The organism is Rubrobacter aplysinae, from assembly GCF_001029505.1.
In the GTDB taxonomy this organism is placed as follows: domain Bacteria; phylum Actinomycetota; class Rubrobacteria; order Rubrobacterales; family Rubrobacteraceae; genus Rubrobacter_A; species Rubrobacter_A aplysinae.
The window spans coordinates 1-15,533 of the sequence record NZ_LEKH01000024.1 but is presented as its reverse complement, the minus strand read 5'-3'; the positions used below and the strand labels follow the sequence as shown (position 1 = coordinate 15,533).

The 15,533-nt window shown below is 65.0% G+C and carries 16 protein-coding genes and 1 tRNA gene; 1 reads left to right on the top strand and 16 read right to left on the bottom strand.

Features of this window, described 5'->3' with window-relative positions; all coding sequences use genetic code 11:
• Positions 1-2: 2 nt before the first annotated feature.
• From ABD53_RS15010 to lepA, 9 genes are all read right to left on the bottom strand, one after another.
• Positions 3-404 carry a diacylglycerol kinase family protein gene (locus tag ABD53_RS15010; protein WP_268778296.1) on the bottom strand — a complete coding sequence of 134 codons (402 nt, stop codon included), beginning with the start codon at positions 402-404 and terminating at the stop codon, positions 3-5.
• 56 nt (positions 405-460) lie between these two features.
• A complete protein-coding gene (ybeY, locus tag ABD53_RS15005; RefSeq protein ID WP_047866642.1) occupies positions 461-856 on the bottom strand; it encodes an rRNA maturation RNase YbeY in 396 nt (131 codons plus the stop codon).
• 26 nt (positions 857-882) lie between these two features.
• Positions 883-3,189, bottom strand: a complete 2,307-nt coding sequence (locus ABD53_RS15000) for an HD family phosphohydrolase (RefSeq protein ID WP_047866641.1) — start codon at positions 3,187-3,189, stop codon at positions 883-885.
• A gap of 126 nt (positions 3,190-3,315) precedes the next feature.
• The gene (locus ABD53_RS14995; protein WP_235401685.1) at positions 3,316-4,356 is read right to left on the bottom strand and encodes a PhoH family protein; all 1,041 of its coding nucleotides are present in this window, start codon (positions 4,354-4,356) and stop codon (positions 3,316-3,318) included.
• A gap of 21 nt (positions 4,357-4,377) precedes the next feature.
• Positions 4,378-4,827 carry a GatB/YqeY domain-containing protein gene (locus ABD53_RS14990; protein ID WP_047866640.1) on the bottom strand — a complete coding sequence of 150 codons (450 nt, stop codon included), beginning with the start codon at positions 4,825-4,827 and terminating at the stop codon, positions 4,378-4,380.
• Positions 4,828-4,906: 79 nt separating this feature from the next.
• Positions 4,907-5,698, bottom strand: a complete 792-nt coding sequence (locus ABD53_RS14985) for an RsmE family RNA methyltransferase (protein WP_053058149.1) — start codon at positions 5,696-5,698, stop codon at positions 4,907-4,909.
• 26 nt (positions 5,699-5,724) lie between these two features.
• The gene (gene dnaJ / locus ABD53_RS14980) at positions 5,725-6,855 is read right to left on the bottom strand and encodes a molecular chaperone DnaJ (RefSeq protein WP_047866639.1); all 1,131 of its coding nucleotides are present in this window, start codon (positions 6,853-6,855) and stop codon (positions 5,725-5,727) included.
• A 14-nt stretch (positions 6,856-6,869) separates the two neighbouring features.
• Positions 6,870-7,916, bottom strand: coding sequence for an HrcA family transcriptional regulator (locus ABD53_RS14975; RefSeq protein ID WP_160309715.1), 1,047 nt, complete (start codon positions 7,914-7,916; stop codon positions 6,870-6,872).
• Positions 7,917-8,011: 95 nt separating this feature from the next.
• Positions 8,012-9,790 carry a translation elongation factor 4 gene (gene lepA / locus ABD53_RS14970; RefSeq protein ID WP_047866637.1) on the bottom strand — a complete coding sequence of 593 codons (1,779 nt, stop codon included), beginning with the start codon at positions 9,788-9,790 and terminating at the stop codon, positions 8,012-8,014.
• A gap of 146 nt (positions 9,791-9,936) precedes the next feature.
• Between lepA and rpsT the strand changes: the two genes are divergently transcribed.
• The gene (gene rpsT / locus ABD53_RS14965) at positions 9,937-10,200 is read left to right on the top strand and encodes a 30S ribosomal protein S20 (RefSeq protein WP_047866636.1); all 264 of its coding nucleotides are present in this window, start codon (positions 9,937-9,939) and stop codon (positions 10,198-10,200) included.
• A 75-nt stretch (positions 10,201-10,275) separates the two neighbouring features.
• Here the strand turns inward: rpsT and holA are convergent, their stop codons facing one another.
• From holA to cgtA, 7 genes are all read right to left on the bottom strand, one after another.
• Entirely contained in the window at positions 10,276-11,214 is a 939-nt protein-coding gene (holA, locus tag ABD53_RS14960; RefSeq protein ID WP_047866635.1) for a DNA polymerase III subunit delta, read from the bottom strand.
• A 32-nt stretch (positions 11,215-11,246) separates the two neighbouring features.
• Positions 11,247-12,860, bottom strand: a complete 1,614-nt coding sequence (locus ABD53_RS14955; protein ID WP_047866634.1) for a ComEC/Rec2 family competence protein — start codon at positions 12,858-12,860, stop codon at positions 11,247-11,249.
• Positions 12,847-13,269 carry a ComEA family DNA-binding protein gene (locus tag ABD53_RS14950; protein WP_053058148.1) on the bottom strand — a complete coding sequence of 141 codons (423 nt, stop codon included), beginning with the start codon at positions 13,267-13,269 and terminating at the stop codon, positions 12,847-12,849. The genes ABD53_RS14955 and ABD53_RS14950 overlap by 14 nt, the downstream gene beginning before the upstream one ends.
• A 44-nt stretch (positions 13,270-13,313) precedes the next feature.
• Positions 13,314-13,386: transfer RNA gene (locus tag ABD53_RS14945), tRNA-Ala, on the bottom strand.
• Between the two features lie 85 nt (positions 13,387-13,471).
• Positions 13,472-13,873 carry a ribosome silencing factor gene (rsfS, locus tag ABD53_RS14940; protein WP_053058147.1) on the bottom strand — a complete coding sequence of 134 codons (402 nt, stop codon included), beginning with the start codon at positions 13,871-13,873 and terminating at the stop codon, positions 13,472-13,474.
• 43 nt (positions 13,874-13,916) lie between these two features.
• Entirely contained in the window at positions 13,917-14,657 is a 741-nt protein-coding gene (gene nadD / locus ABD53_RS14935) for a nicotinate-nucleotide adenylyltransferase (RefSeq protein WP_160309714.1), read from the bottom strand.
• Positions 14,658-14,665: 8 nt separating this feature from the next.
• The coding region (gene cgtA / locus ABD53_RS14930; protein ID WP_047866633.1) for an Obg family GTPase CgtA at positions 14,666-15,533 on the bottom strand (868 nt) is incomplete at its 5' end.

Here is a 15,533-nt window from a genome sequence, read left to right as displayed (position 1 = left end):
TCTCATATAAGTTTACCCATGACTTCCACCACCGGAGCGTATACGGCCAGTCCGCCCGTCAGGAGCTGCCAGAGCCTTGGCAGGAAGATGATCGCCCCCACCACCGCCGCGCCGAGGCTCGCCACCAGGACCGCTCCGGCGGAGATGTCCTTGGAGAGCTTGGCCAGGGGATGGTAGTCACTAGTTACCAGGTCCACGGCGCACTCCAGGGCGGTGTTCAGCATCTCCGCCACGATGACCACCATTATGCAGAAAACCAGCACGGCGAGCTCCGGCAGGCTTACGCGGAGCACGGCGGACAGTAGCAACACCAGGACGGTTACGGCAAGGTGTATCCTGAGGTTGCGCTGCGTGCGCACGCAGTACGACATACCAACGTAAGCGTTAGAGAAGCTCTTCCTCACTGTCTGCCGCCGGCCGTGGCTAGATCTGGCGGGCGATTGTTTTTCGGTCTTACCCGTCACGCCCTTCTCCCGGCCTGTCTCAGCACCTCTTCTTGCACGCGGGACATCTCGCTGGCCTCGAAGTCCTCGCCGTGATCCATACCCGTCAGGTGCAGCGCGCCGTGCACCACCAACTCCTCCACGGCCCCCTCTTCACAATCAACGTAGCCCGCGTAGATCACGATCTCACCCACCATCTCCCCACCCGGACCGTCCACGGTGAAGCTGAGGACGTCGGTGGGTTCATCCTTATCTCTAAAGTCGATGTTTAGGGTGTGTATATCGTCGGCCCCTACGAAAGCGACGGAGAGCTCCCCGGACCTATCCGGGTCGAAGCCCCTGGCCTGGAGAGCCGAGGAGCAGAGCCGGGTGGCGCGTTCCGGCGTGAGGAGGCCGTAGCCCGCGTCGTCCACCACTTCTACGCTGAAAGACCCGGAGCTCAGGTCTTCGTCTCCGCCGCAGCTCCGGCAGGCCGGCCGCCACCCGGAGACTTCGCGGGAGCGTCGGGCTTCTCTTTAGACTCTTTAGAGCCCGGGTACTCTATGCGGGGCCCGAGGAACCCGATTATGGCCTCCCGGATCGCCTCGCCGAAGGCGTGTATCTCGCGCATGGTGAGCTCGCACTCGTCGAACTGTCCGTCGTCCAGCTTCTGGTGGACCGTCTGCTCGACCACATCCTCGATGCGTTTGGGGGTCGGCTTTTCGATGGACTTCACGATGGCCTCGACGGAGTCCGCGAGCATTATGATACCGGCCTCCTTGCTCTTTGGCAGGCTCCCGTAGCGGAAATCCGCCTCCCGGACGCCGCCGTTGCCGTTCGCCGCGCCGGTGTCCGGGGCCTCTTGCAGAGCCTTGCGATAGAAGTACTCGATGCGGCTGGTACCGTGATGCTGGGCGATTATGTCCAGTATCTCTTCCGGCAGGCTCCAGGCCCGGCCTATCTCGACGCCGTCCTTGACGTGGCGCCGGATTATCCGGGCCGAGAGGGCCGGCGAGAGCTCGTCGTGGGGGTTGACGCCCGAGATCTGGTTCTCGATAAAGTACCCGGGATGCTCCAGCTTGCCGACGTCGTGGTAGTAGGCCCCGACCCGGGCCAGCAGGGTATCGGCCCCGATGCGCTCCGCGGCGTTCTCTGCGAGGTTGCCGACCTGCATGGAGTGGGAGAAGGTTCCGGGCGCCTTGCGCAGTAGCTTCTGTATGAGCGGCCTGCCGGGGTCGGATAGCTCCAGGAGCTTCATCGGGGTGAGGATGTTGAAGGCGTTCTCCAGGAGCGGCAGGAGCGCCATCGCTATCATCAGGGATAGTATCCCGTTCGCCAGGCCCAATAGCCCCTGCCACAGCGCGGCGCCGAAGGCGCTTTCCCCGATCAGACTCACCGCGAACATTACCACGGAGGTTACGAGCGCGATGAATATTCCGGCCCAGAGTAGCTGCGTGCGCGAGCCAACCCGCACCGCGGTGTAGATGGCGAAGCCGGATGAGATCAGGAGCGCGGCGGTCAGGAAGAAGTCGTTGCCGGCGATGATGCCGACGTTGACGCTGGAGATCACGACCATCAAGAACATCAGGCGTGGCCCGAGGAGTATGGTCCCGATGATACTCAGCCCCGCGAGGGGTATCACCTGTGACGGCACCGAGAGCTCCACGAAGACCCGGGCGAGCGCCGTAAAGAGTATGGTCAGCGAGGCGGCGAGCGTGACCCTGATGACCTGCTTGGTGCGGAGTATCCGATTGCCGAACCGCTCCAGGAAGTACCAGCCGACGCCCATCTCCGCCGCGATAACGAGGCCGATACCCAGGAGGAACTTCCAGGAGGCGCTGCCGCCTATAACTCCCAGGGCCTCGAGCTGGACGATGTCCCGCTCGTCTATGATCTCACCCCGCGAGATTATCTGCTCACCCTGCTGGATGTTTGCCTGTACCGGCTGCACACCGGAGGCCGCCTCATCCCTGTCCTGCTGGGTCTCGCTCCGGTCGACCACGTAGTCGCTCTCCAGAAATCCCCGGCTCAAGACCTCCACGAGGGCTCCCGTCTCCCCGGAAGCGTCCCGGCGGGCGGCCTCTGAAAGCCGGTCCCGGGCCTCGGAAACGGAGATTACGGTGGCCGGAGCCCCCTCCAGACCATCGTCGGCGACCGCCGTGGAGGAGTAGAGTTCTTCGAGGTTCTCTCTGGTGTACCGCTCGACCTCATCTAGCTGCCCGGAATCAACGAAGACCAGCGAGCGCAGGGTGCTCTCCGGCAGGTAGAAGGGGGCGGCGGACTCTATGCGGCCCTGCTTCTCCTCGGTGCTGGCGTCGGACGAGCGTATCGCGCGCACTTCCTCGAAGAATACCGGCACCTCCCCGAGGACACTCTGGGTAACCTCCCCGCTCTGGCGGTAAGACTCGGGGGCCTGATCCGCAGCGCTCTCGCGCTGCTGCCGAGTGGCCACGGGGTCATCATAAGTTATGTTGTGCGGCGCGTATACGTCCTCTTCCGCGACGTTGCCGACCTCGTATTGCTGGCCGCTGTCCTGGAGCCCGAAAAAGGTGAACAGGCGGGAATCGAGGCTGACCAGCGCGGTCAAGCAGAGCCAGGTAACGAACAGGAGAAAGAGATACAACCGGAGCTTTGGCAGACGCCCGAACCACTGCCTCAGATACTCCGACCTGGTCTGGGGCACGTGGAGCTCGTCCACCTTCCGGGCGGGGCTCTTGCCAGGGGCTCTCTCGCCGGGCTTGTTAGGGGTGTTTTTCCTGGAGTTCATGGATGTGGTCTCGGCTCTTGACTCTTCCTGCTCGCCTCAGCGGCGGCGCGGGGACGCCCGGGTTACCGGAGTTGCCGGAGTTACTGGAACTGATAGCCGAACCATAACGCCGGACGCCGGCTCGCGCTAGCTCTGTCTCTGATTCTGTACCGGCTCCTCGTAGGCGTCTACTATACGCATCACGAGGTCGCTCCTCACTATGTCGTCGCGCCCCAGGTCCACGAAGTCTACCCCTTTCACGCCGGAGAGCTTACCCCGGGCGTCTTCGAGGCCGCTCACCTTGCCCTGGGGCAGGTCTACCTGGGTAATGTCGCCGGTGACGACTATCCTCGAACCGAACCCTAGGCGCGTGAGAAACATCTTCATCTGCTGCGGCGTGGTGTTCTGAGCCTCGTCGAGGATGATAAACGCGTCGTTCAGGGTGCGGCCCCGCATGAACGCTAGTGGCGCGATCTCGATTATACCGCGCTCCAGGTGGGTCTGGAACTTGGACGGGTCGAGCATCTCGTACAGCGCGTCGTAGAGCGGCTTGAAGTACGGGTCCACCTTCGCCATCACGTCGCCGGGCAGGAAACCGAGCGACTCCCCGGCCTCGACGACGGGCCTGGTGAGGATGATCCTGTTTACATCCCCCCGGTTCAGGGCGTCCACGGCCATCGCGACGGCGAGATACGTCTTCCCGGTTCCGGCGGGGCCGACGCCGAAGACGACCTCGTTCTCCCGGATGGCGTCGGTGTACTCCTTCTGATTGCGGGTCTTCGGCGAGATCCTGCGCCCCCGGTGGGAGAGGATCACGTCCCCGAGCACCCTCCGGCCTTCGTTGCCGTCGCCCATGCGGTAGAGTCTCTCCGCAACCTCCGGGGTGGGCTGGGCATTGTTCTCGGCGAGCCCCACCAGTCCGTTGAAGAGCTCCTCGGCCTTCTCGACCTCCCGGGATTCTCCCCGCAGCGTGATCTCGTTCCCGCGCACGATCACGTCACACCCGACCAGCTCCTCGACCTTTCGGAGCACGGAGTCCCGCTCCCCGAACACCTCCAGAGTCCGGCCCGGCGGTATCACGAGCCTGGCCTCCGTCTGGTTTTCCGCCTGCTCTGCCTGGCGCGCCGGATCCACCCGTCCCAGGCGACTTCCCGAAGTGATGTTCGTCTCTCTTCCTTTACCCTGCACTAGAGGTCTACCCTCACGTCCTCACACCTCCTGCAGCCGTTCTCTAACCACGGCGGATAGCTCTCGGCCCTCCGCCCGGTTGCCAGAGAGCTCTTTTGCGCGTCCCATGACGTTGCCCATATCCTTCATCCCCGTTGCCTCCGTCTCTTGTATGGCCCGGTCTGCTACGCTTTCTAGCTCCTCCCGCGACATCGGTGCCGGGAGGTAGCCGCGGATGATCTCCGCTTCGGCGCTCTCGGACTCGGCCTGCTCGTCGCGCCCGGCCTGCCTGTAAGCCTCCGCGGACTCCTCGCGCTGCTTGAGCTGCCGCCGCAGCACGGCTATCTCCTCATCCTCGGAGAGATCGTGCCCGAGCTGTATCTGCTCGTTGCCCAGGGCGGAACGGACCATCCTGAGGGTCTCTACCCGGCTCTTGTCCCGGGCCTTCATCGCCTCCTTGGTGTCCGTGGAGATCTCCTCGGATATTCTCACCCCGCACCTCTCTTTCTCGTTCCGCTATTGGCCCGTAATACTATGTAAGATACTGTACGTCGGAGATGGGTGGGGCAGTTCATCTAGGCTCGGGGCTCCTGCTCCGGCCCAGACTATGTCTCATGCCGGCCTCCGCCCGCGCCACTGCGACTATCCCCGCCGTCTCCGACCGCAGCCTGTGGGGCCCCATTTGTGCGCTCCCGACTCCAGAGCCGTCGGCGATACGGAGTTCTCCGGCGCTCCAGCCTCCCTCCGGGCCCACCAGTAGCGCGACGGAACCGCCCGCGGGAAGGGCCTCCTCGAGAGCAGGTAGCCCGGCCCCGTTGTGCAGCATGACACCGGGCGCACCCGAAGCCGGCAGGTCTTCCAGGACCTTTCTGAAAGGCCGGGGCTCGGAGACCTCGGGGACCCGGAGTTGTAGCGACTGGCGGGCTGCGGCCCCGGCGAGCCTGCGCCAGCGTTCCGCTTTGCCTTTCTCGGGCATTACCTCACCGTGTTCCGTAAGCAGCGGCACTATGCGCTCCACACCAAGCTCGGTAGCTTTCTCGACGAGGAGGTCCATGTGCTTACCTTTCGGCACCGCCTGATACAACGTTACCCGGACCCGGCTCTCCTCAGAACCTTCCGGGAGCTGTATCTCCTCCAGGATACCGGCCTCCGCCCGCCGGGCGTCGCCGTGGACCTCGGCCAGCATCAAGATCCGACCCGAGGTCACCACCTCTATGACGTCCCCGGGCCGGGCCCGAAGCACCTTGAAGATGTGATGCGCCTCGTCGTCCGGTAGCTCCACCCGCTCGCCAACCCCGGCCTCCGAGCCGAGAAAGACGCGGGTTTTGGCCGAGGCGCCCGATGGGCCTCCCGTGTCGCGCACACCGGCGCCGGATAACTCTGCGTCCGCTATCGGAAGACACCCCTCAGACGGTCAAAGAACGAGGCGCCGGTGCCGTTGTAGGTCTCCTCGCCGCTGGCCTCCTCGAACCTCTTCAGGAGGTCGCGCTGCTCGGAGCTGAGGCGGGTCGGGACCATCACGTCCACGAGCACCTTCAGGTCGCCCCGCCCCCGGCGCCTCAGACGCGGCATGCCTTCACCGCGCAACGTTATCGTGGAGCCGGGCTGGGAGCCGGGCTCCACCCGCACCTCCGTCGTCCCTTCTAGGGTCGGGACCTCCACCTCGGTGCCGAGAGAGGCCTCGACGAAGCTGACCCGCATGCGGTGTATGAGGTCTTCCCCGTCGCGCATGAGCTCGGGGTCCTCCTTGACCGCGATGTCCACGTACAGGTCGCCGGGAGGAGCTCCGGGCTCACCGGCGTGCCCGGCCCCGGAGACCCGGAGCCGCATACCGGAGTCTATGCCTTCCGGGATGTCTATGTGCTTCGTGACCACCTCGGAGACGCGCCCGCTCTGGCGGCAGTTCTCACAGCCGACCTCGATAACGCGGCCCCGGCCGCTGCAGCCGGGACAGACCTCTTCTGTTATCATCTGTCCCAGCATGCTCTGGCGCGTGTTCCTCACCGCGCCGGCGCCTCCACAGGTGCCGCAGGTGTGGGTCTTCTCGCCACCGGTACCCTCGCAGACCGGGCAGTTGCTCACGAGCTGCACGTTCACATCCCGCGAAGCACCGAACGCGGCCTCCTGCAGCGAAAGCTCCACCTCGGCCTCGGCGTCCGCGCCCCTGCGGGGCCCGGCGCTCCGGCCCCCGCCGCCGAAGAACGATCCGCCCCCGCCGAAACGGTCGCCGAAGAAGGTCTCGAAGATGTCCCCGAACCCGCCGAACGGGTCTCCGCCCCCGCCGCCACCGCCGCGGGGCACCTCGTGGCCATAGGTGTCGTAGGCCTGGCGGCTCTCGGGGTTGGAGAGCACCTCGTAGGCCTCGGTCAGCTCCTTGAAACGCTCCTCGGCCCCGGAGTCCTCTGGGTTGGCGTCCGGGTGATGGTCCCGGGCCTGACGGCGGTAGGCCTTCTTTATGTCCTGATCTGAGGCCCCCCGGGACACACCCAGGACCTCGTAGTAGTCACGCTTGGTCGGCATCTATTTATAAGTCCTTAGAATCTTGAGTTCAGGCAGTACGTTAAAGCGTCGGCGGCCGAGCGGACCGTCGAGATCGCGGAATCATAGTCCATCCGCTTGGGGCCTATGAGGCTAACGACCCCGTAGGGGCGCTCCCGGTGGTTGTACGCGGCGGCGACGAGGCTCGTGCCCGAGAGGTTATCGAAACCGCTCTCGGCCCCGATCGATACGACCACCCCGTCCTGGGAGACGGACCGCTGGAGCGCGTCGCCCATCAGATGCAGCAGCCAGCGTCTGCGCTCGAAGATCTCCACCACCGCCGACAGGCTCGATGGGTCCAGATCGTCCAGCCGGGCGAGCAGTGCCGAGCCGCCCTGCACGAATACCCCGCGGTCCGTGGCCCGCCCGAGAACCTCCACAGCTTCGAGCACCGCACCCACCACGTAGGGATTGTAGTCCGAGAGCGCCCGCCGGGCGTCGCGCACCAGGCCGTCGCTGATCCGGCCCGGCTCCACGGAGCGGTCCCCGATCCAGGTGTTCAGGGCGTCCACGAGCTCCCGCAGCTCGGTCTCTCCGACCTGATCCGGAACCGGCACCCGGGCCGTGGAGGATGCCCCGCTCGTCATGGTGACCACGAGCAACAGCTCCCGCCGTTCTTCCGTCCTCACGCCCCGGGGTAGCAGGTAATCCACCCTTGCCACGGAATCTCCGAGCACGCTGGGCCCGGCGACCACCGCGAGCAGCCGGGAGACCTCGGACATCCCCTCGGAGACGCCTTGCAAAAGCTCGTCCACGTTGCCGTAGCCCTCCGGCGTGTCGAAGAGCGCGTCCAGTTGAGACCGGCCGCCCATCAGGGAGTCCACGTAGAAACGATATCCGGCGTCGGTCGGCACCCGCCCCGACGAGGTGTGCGGGTGTGTCAGAAGCCCCACCGACTCCAGCGCCGACAGCTCGGCGCGGACCGTCGAGCCGCTGGCCTCCACGAAGTCCGCGAGCGCCGCGCTCCCCACGGGAGTGCCGGTGGAGATGTATAGCTCCAGCGTCTTGAGGAGTATCTCCCGTTGTCTCTCGGAGAGGTTCATGTGGTCCATATCCGGCGAATTTTATCATGGTGGTTTCCGGTACCGGACCCGGTCGTCATTCCGAGCTGAGGCGCTGGCGAAGGGTTGATCTCTGCTCAGATCTTGAGCGCGGCGAGAAACGCTTCCTGGGGTATCTCGACGTTTCCGACCTGCTTCATGCGGCGTTTACCGGCCTTCTGCTTCTCAAGGAGCTTTCGCTTGCGGCTGATGTCGCCGCCGTAGCACTTTCCGGTAACGTCCTTGCGGTAGGCCCGCACGGTCTCGCGGGCGATTATCCGCTTGCCGACCGCCGCCTGCACCGGAACCTCGAACTGCTGGCGTGGGATCATCTCCTGCAACTTCTCGACCAGCGCCTTGCCCCGCTGATAGGCCTTGTCACGGTGCACGATCATCGAGAGCGCATCCACCGGGTCACCGGACACCAGCACCTCGACCTTGACGAGATCCGAGGCCTCGTAGCCCTTCGGATCGTAGTCGAAGGAGGCGTAACCCTTCGTGCGGCTCTTAAGCACGTCGAAGAAGTCGGTGATGATCTCGGCTAGCGGCAAATCGTAGGTTAGCTGTACCCGCAGCGTCGAGATGTACTCCATCCCGATGGAGGTCCCGCGCCGCTCGTGACACAGCTCCATTACCTGCCCGATGTACTCCTTCGGGGCGATAATCGTGGCCCGTACAACCGGCTCCCGGATCTCATCCACACTCTCGGACAGCTCGCTCGGGTTCGTGATCTCCCACGTCTCGCCGTTCTCCACGACCTCATAGCGGGCGCTCGGCGAGGAGACTATGAGGTCTATGCCAAACTCCCGCTCAAGCCGCTCTTGCACGATCTCCATGTGCAAAAGCCCGAGAAAGCCGCACCGGAAACCGAAGCCCATCCTGGAGTTCTCGGGCTCGAAGAACAACGAGGCGTCGTTTAGCTGTAGGCGCTGCAAGGCTCCGCGCAGCTTCTCGAACTCGTCTCCGTCGGTCGGGTACAGGCCGCTGAACACCGTTGGCAGCGCCTTGTCGTAGCCCGGTAGCGGCTCCGGCGCGGGGTCGTCAACGACGGTCACGGTGTCGCCGACGCGCAGCGCCTCTATATCCTTGAGGCCGGCAACTAGGTAGCCGACCTCGCCCACGTTGATCTCCGGCAGCGCCTTGGGTTTGGGCGAGTAGCATCCGACCTCCAGGAGGTCGAAGTACTCCTCGCTGCCCATCGCCTGCACCCGGTCGCCCTTCTTCAGTGAGCCGTCGAAGAGCCTGACGAGCGAGATGATGCCCCGGTACGCGTCGTAGACGGAGTCGAACACGAGCGCGCGGGTCTCGTCGTACTTGGTCGCCGGTCCCGGTACCCGGTCCACAATGGCGTCTATTAGCTCCGGAACGCCGTCGCCGGTCTTGGCCGAGATCTTCATCACGTCCGACTCCTCGACTCCGATGAGCTCCGTGAGCTCCTGCATCACCGCGTCTACCTCAGCGTTTGGCAGGTCTATCTTGTTCAGCACCGGGATGATCTCGAGCTCGTGCTCCATCGCCAGGTACAGGTTCGCCAGCGTCTGGGCCTGTATCCCCTGGCTCGCGTCCACGACGAGCAAAGCCCCCTCGCAGGCGGCTATCGCCCGCGAAACCTCGTAGCCGAAGTCCACGTGACCCGGCGTATCTATGAGGTTTAGCTGCCACTCGCCGTCGGGGCGGTTGTGCAAGAGCCGCACGGCCTGCGCCTTGATGGTGATGCCCCGCTCGCGCTCAAGCTCCATGGTGTCCAAGACCTGCTCCATGCGCTCCCGCTCGGGCACCGCGTCGGTCAGATCCAGGAGCCGGTCGGCCAGCGTGCTCTTGCCGTGGTCTATGTGGGCTATTATGCAAAAGTTGCGGGTCTGCTCGATATTACTCACGCTCGCGAGTCTAACACGATTGCCGCCCGGTTCAGGCTGTGCTAGATTCTTAGGGTTGAGCGCAGAATCGATGCCGCTCCGTGACCGCGCGGTGGCGGATAGCCATGAACAGCAGCAAATAACTTTGAGATACGAGGAGCAGCAAAATGCCCGCACCATCAAAGCGAGACCGGCAGAACGCCCGCAAGTTCGTCCGTAACCGCGGCCTGCGCACCAGGCTGAGGAACCTTTCCAAGGACTTCTACAAGGCCGTAAACCGGGGAGACCTGGAGAACGCCGAGCGGCTGCGCAACATATCGCAGTCCGAGATGGACAAGGCCGCGCAGAAGGGCGTCATACACCCGAACCGCGCCTCGCGCAGCGTAAGCCGCTACGACCAGGCGCTGGAGAAGGCGAAGAGTGCTTCCTAGAGCCTCCGAAGCATAAGCCAGCAGGATATTCAGCCCCGGTCTCTACGGATCGGGGCTTTTTAGTGCCGGTTGGGCTCAGGAGCGCCCGGCGGAGAGCTGTATCACGGCGCGCTCCATCTGCAGCTCGTCCGGGAGGTCGCTGCCGCCCTTGAGCCCGAGTTCGAGGCGGGTGATCGTCTCTAGCGCCCGTTCCATCTCCTCTTCATCGAGCCTCCGGCCCTGCTCTTCGAGCTTTTTGGCGACGAAGGGCGGTATCTTGAGCGTGGAGGCTATCTCCTTCTGGGGCGAGCCGCGCCCGCGCAGAGACGCCGATCGGGCCAGCATCTGGAACTGGCGCCGTACCATGTAGGCGAGCCTCAGCGGAGGCTCGCCGCTACCCGATAGAGCCTCCAGCATGTTTAGCGCCCGGCTCCGGTCCCCGGCGGCCAGGGCGTCCACAAAGGCGAAGATGTTCGACTGCAGGTCCGGCGGGCACAGGGCCGCAACGTCCTCCAGCGTTGCCTCCTCCCTGCCGTCTGCGGCGACGTAGAGTGAGATCTTCTCCGACTCGCGCGCGAGCCGGCTCTTGTCGGAGGAGCACCGGGTTATGAGCTCCTGGGCCACGGGCTCGGGCAGCGCGATGCCCTGATCCCGGGCGTACCCGGCCACCCACTTCACGAGCGCCTTGCCGGTCGGCTGATCCAGCTCGTACACCTCGCCGGCCTCCTTGACCGCCGAAAGCAGCTTCTCGCGGGCCCCGAGCTTCTTGCCTATCAGGACGAGATCCGCCTCGGGCGAGGGGCTCTTCAGGTACTCGACTATCTTCGCCTTCTGGGCGGCGTTCCAGGCGTCCAGATTGCGCAGCACCACGAACGACCCGTCGCCAAAGAGCGAGTATGAGTTGCAGGCGGAGATCACGGTCTCCGGCGAGGTGTCGGCGGCATCGTAGGCGTCGGTCTGGCGCCCGGCCCGAAACTTCTCCACCCCACGAGCCTTGCGCTCCTCGTCGTCGCCGAGCATCAGATAGACGGACATACCGGTATTCTAATGGCTCCCACCGCTGTCGGCTAAGCTCCGGTAGCCGCCAGCGTCAGCCACAGCGCGGTCCACAGGACGAGCAGGGCGCCGACGTGCGGCCACCGGTCCTCGGACAGCATGCTCTCCGAGAGCGCGGCGGGAGCGGCCCCGGCGTAGAAGAGGGCCACCATAGTCAACCCGACCCCGCCGGTCTCGACGGCAGCGAAAGGCAGGGAGGACATAGCCGAGGCGGCGGCCTCGACGACGGTGACGAGAAACCCGTTGGCGGCGTTTACCGGATACGCCAGGAACGGGAAGAGGTTGCCTAACACCGAACCCGTCATTCCGAGCGCGAGGATCGGGCCGGCGAGCGGCACGGCCACGAGGTTCGTCACCAGCCCGACCACGGAGACCAGCCCGAAGCTCGCCGCGATTATTGGGGCGGTCGAGACCTGGGCCGCCAGGGAGACGGCGAGCAGGTTCAACAGAACGTCGTTCGGTTTTCGGAAGGGCCGGAACAGGGTGCGCTCGAACATCTTTATGAAGGGCTTGCGGAGTAGCAGGATGCCGAGCACCGCGGTCACCGAGAGCTGGAAGCCGACGTTGTAGACGAGCTGCGGATTGTATGCCAGGACCGCGGCGAGCATGGTAGTCATGAAGTGGAGCGGGGAGATCTGCCGCCCTAGCAGTGGCGCGAGGAGCACGAGCGTAGCCACCACGGCGGCGCGCACCGCCGAAGGCGGCGCTCCGGCGACCACCACGTACAGCCACACCAGGGCTATCGTAGCGGGGTTACGCGCCATGAGCGGCACGGCCAGACTTCGCAGCAGAAAATACACCGCCGCCGAGAGCACCGCGACGTGCATACCGGAGATGGCCAGGATGTGGGTGATGCCGGAGCGGCGGAAGTCTTCCTCGGTCTCCTCGGAGATGCGGGAGCGGTCGCCGATGACCATCCCGCGCACTATGGCTGCCTCGTCGGGTCGCAGGCCATACCCGAGGGCCTCGTCCGTGCGCTCGTGTATCGTGCCGATCCAACCACCGCCTCCCTCGACCGGCTCCACGCTGCGAGCATACAGCAAGCCGCTTATGCCTTTTGTGTCCAGGTATCTTCCGTAGTCGAAATCGCCGGAAGGGTCGGGGGTGGAGATCTCACCCGAGACCCGGACCTCATCACCGACCCCCACGCTCAGGTTCGGCGCCTGCACCCGGAGCCTGCCGCCCGAGATGAGCTCACGACCGTCATAGTCCAGCCTGTCCACGAGCAGGTTCGCCCCGTACCCGACACCGCCGGGCTCCGGCGGCGACGCGATCCTTCCGACGACGGAGACCTCACCCGGTGCGAGAGCGGCGAGCTCTCCAAGAGGGTCCGGGCCGGCGGTGTGGAGGGCCGACGCGCCGACCCCGGCCAGCAAGAATAGCGGTGAGATCAGGGCCATCACCCGCCATCGTTCGGGTACGAGGCTCCGCCAAAACGCCGCCCCCGCGCACAGCACGACGCACGCCAGAAGAAGCGCGGGCACGAACATCGGCGCCACGGTGGCCGCAACGAGACCCGCGACAAACGTTATAGCCCACGCATCCAGACATACCGGCGGGCCGAGATCCAGGCCCAGAAGATCCGGGACTCTGTCCCCGGTGGTCTCCCGCTCAGACCTCTGCAAGGGGCTCGATCTCTTCGAGCGTCTTGGGGCCTATGCCGTCCACCTCCTCCAGCTCCTCGACGGAGCCGAAGAGGCCGTTGGAGCGGCGGTAGTCTATGATGTCCTCCGCTGTGGCGGGCCCCACGCCCGGCAGGTCCTGAAGCGCCTCTCCGTCGGCGGTGTTCAGGTCCACGCGCAGCGGCTCGCCGGACTCCTCGGCGACCTCCTCCAGCGAGGCGCTGTAGACGACCTCGGGCGCGCTTTCCGAGAGACGGGCCGAATAGAATGCTCCGCCAAGAAGCAGGATCACGACCAGGCTGGATACGGTTATCTGGGGCTTGTATCGCGTCAGGTGGTCCGGCAGGCGGAAACGCCTGCGGGTGGAGCGGCTATTCCGGGTAGTCGCGCTTTCGAAGTCCCAACCGGGCACCGTACTCCCCACAGAGTTTCGGTCCGAGACATGGAAGTTTAGAGTGGAGCCAGTGGGACTCGAACCCACGACCTCCTCGCTGCCAGCGAGGCGCTCTCCCGACTGAGCTATGGCCCCTTGAGACTCTCGGGAGTATATTTGCCGCCCCCGGCTATGTCAACGAGGCTCGGGGGATCGGTTCACGTAGCCCGCGCGGGCCGGGTTAATCCTCCCAACGCTCCCGCGGGACGCCCTTCCAGTACGACTCCAGCCGGTAGAAATCCCGGGCCTCCGAGGTAAACACGTGTACGACCACGTCCAGGTAGTCGAGGCTGACCCACTGGGTCTCCTCCCCGATACGCCGGGAGGTTGGACGGTATCCGGCCTCGTTCATCTTCTCGATCACCTCATCGGCGATGCGCCGGGTCTGACGCTCGGTCTCCGCGCCAGCGACCACGAAGTAGTCCGTGTACGAGACGGCCTCGCGCATGTCCATGATCAGGACATCCTCGGCGAACATTCCGTTGGCGGCCCCGGCCGCCGTGGTCGCCATGTGGTAGGTGACCTCCTCGGCCTCTTCGGGTGTGCCGGGCTCCCTTCGGGCGGTGGACTCGTCGCGGCTCAAGACCTCTCCCCCCTCGTCTTCCTCATTCTCCTAATATTGCTCGTCAAACCGTCTCCTCTCTGCGGCTGCCTCGTGTCTCCTGGTCCATGCTCTCTCCTTTGTGTACGTCTTTGTGTAAGTCTCGTACTTCTTGCACATCTTTTAAGCTCGCCTCGTTTGACCCGTAGACTCCGTAGAGCCCGCGCTGCAGGATCTCCTCGTTCACCCTCTCCGGCACCAGGTAGCGTATCGTCCTGCCGCCAGCGAGCCGCTCGCGGATGCCCGTGGCGGAGATGTCCACCCGGGAGCACTCCACGTGCAAGATACGATGGTAATTCTCTAGCTCTCCGGCCAGGCTCTCTAGCTCCGAGAACTCGTGACCGGGCCGGGTGGCTGCGACCATGTAAACCTCTTTGAGCAGCCGGTCCGGCTCCTTCCAGAATGGGAGGTTCGCCACCTCGTCGGCGCCGCTTATGAAGTACCACTCCTCGGCCTCATAGCTATCTTTTAACAGCCGGACGGTCTCGTGGCTGTACATCTTCCTACCGGCCTCGACCTCCGTGAGATCTAGCACGAAGGACTCGTTACCGGCTATCGCGGCCTCTACCAGGGCGACCCGGTCTCCCGTAGCCGCCATGATGCTCGAAGCCTCCTTGTGGGGCGGTATACCGCCGGGCACGAACAGGACCCGCGACAGCCCGAGGCTCTCCATTACCTGCTCGGCGATGATCAGATGTCCCTGGTGTATGGGGTCGAAGGTGCCGCCGAATATGCCTACCCTCTCCCCCGCGGCGTCCTGGCTCACGTCTTGGCTCACTGGAAGTCGAACACCTGCTCTCCGATCCGGATCTCATCCCCTTCCTCGGCCCCGGCGCGCCTCAGCGCCCCGACGATCCCCTGACGTTCGAGCTCGCGTTGGAAGTGCTCCAGCGCCTCCCGGTTCTCCCAGTCGGTCTTTAGCGCGATCCTCTCCGCCTCGGCCCCGAGCACCACGTAGCGTCCGGCCTCGTCGCGCTCGACCCGCAGCCCGTTCCACGAAGGTCGGTATACCGTGTGATCCTCGTCTGTCTCCCCGGGCGCTTCGGCGAGCTCGCGCACCTTCTCTTCGAGAAGCTCCCGCAACTCTTGCAACCCCTCTCCGGTCTGGGCGGATACGTGCAAGGCACCCGGGAAGCTTTCCCGCAGGTAGTCTCTTAGCTCGTCGTCGAGGAGATCCACCTTGTTCAGCGCGACCACCACCGGCTTCTCCGACAGCCCGGCGGCGGCGAGCTCCGCCCACAGCACCCCTTCGGAGCCCTCGGGGTCCTCGCTAGCGTCCAGCACGAAGACCAGCACGCGGGCGCGGGCCACGTGCCGCAGAAACTGGTTGCCGAGCCCCCGGCCCTGGCTCGCGCCGGAGATGAGCCCCGGTATGTCCGCGATGGTAAACGGCTCACGCACGGCCTTACCGTCCACCACCCCGAGCTTTGGTGCCAGTGTCGTAAACGGGTAGTCGCCGACCTTGGGACGGGCGGCGCTCAAAGCTGCGAGCAGGGAGGATTTTCCGGCGTTCGGGAGCCCCACGAGCCCGACGTCCGAGAGCACCCGCAGCTCGAGGCGTAGCTCCCGCTCCTCGCCCGGAAGGCCGAGTTCCTTGAAAGCCGGAGCCTGATGGGTCGAGTTGGAGAAAGAAGAGTTTCCC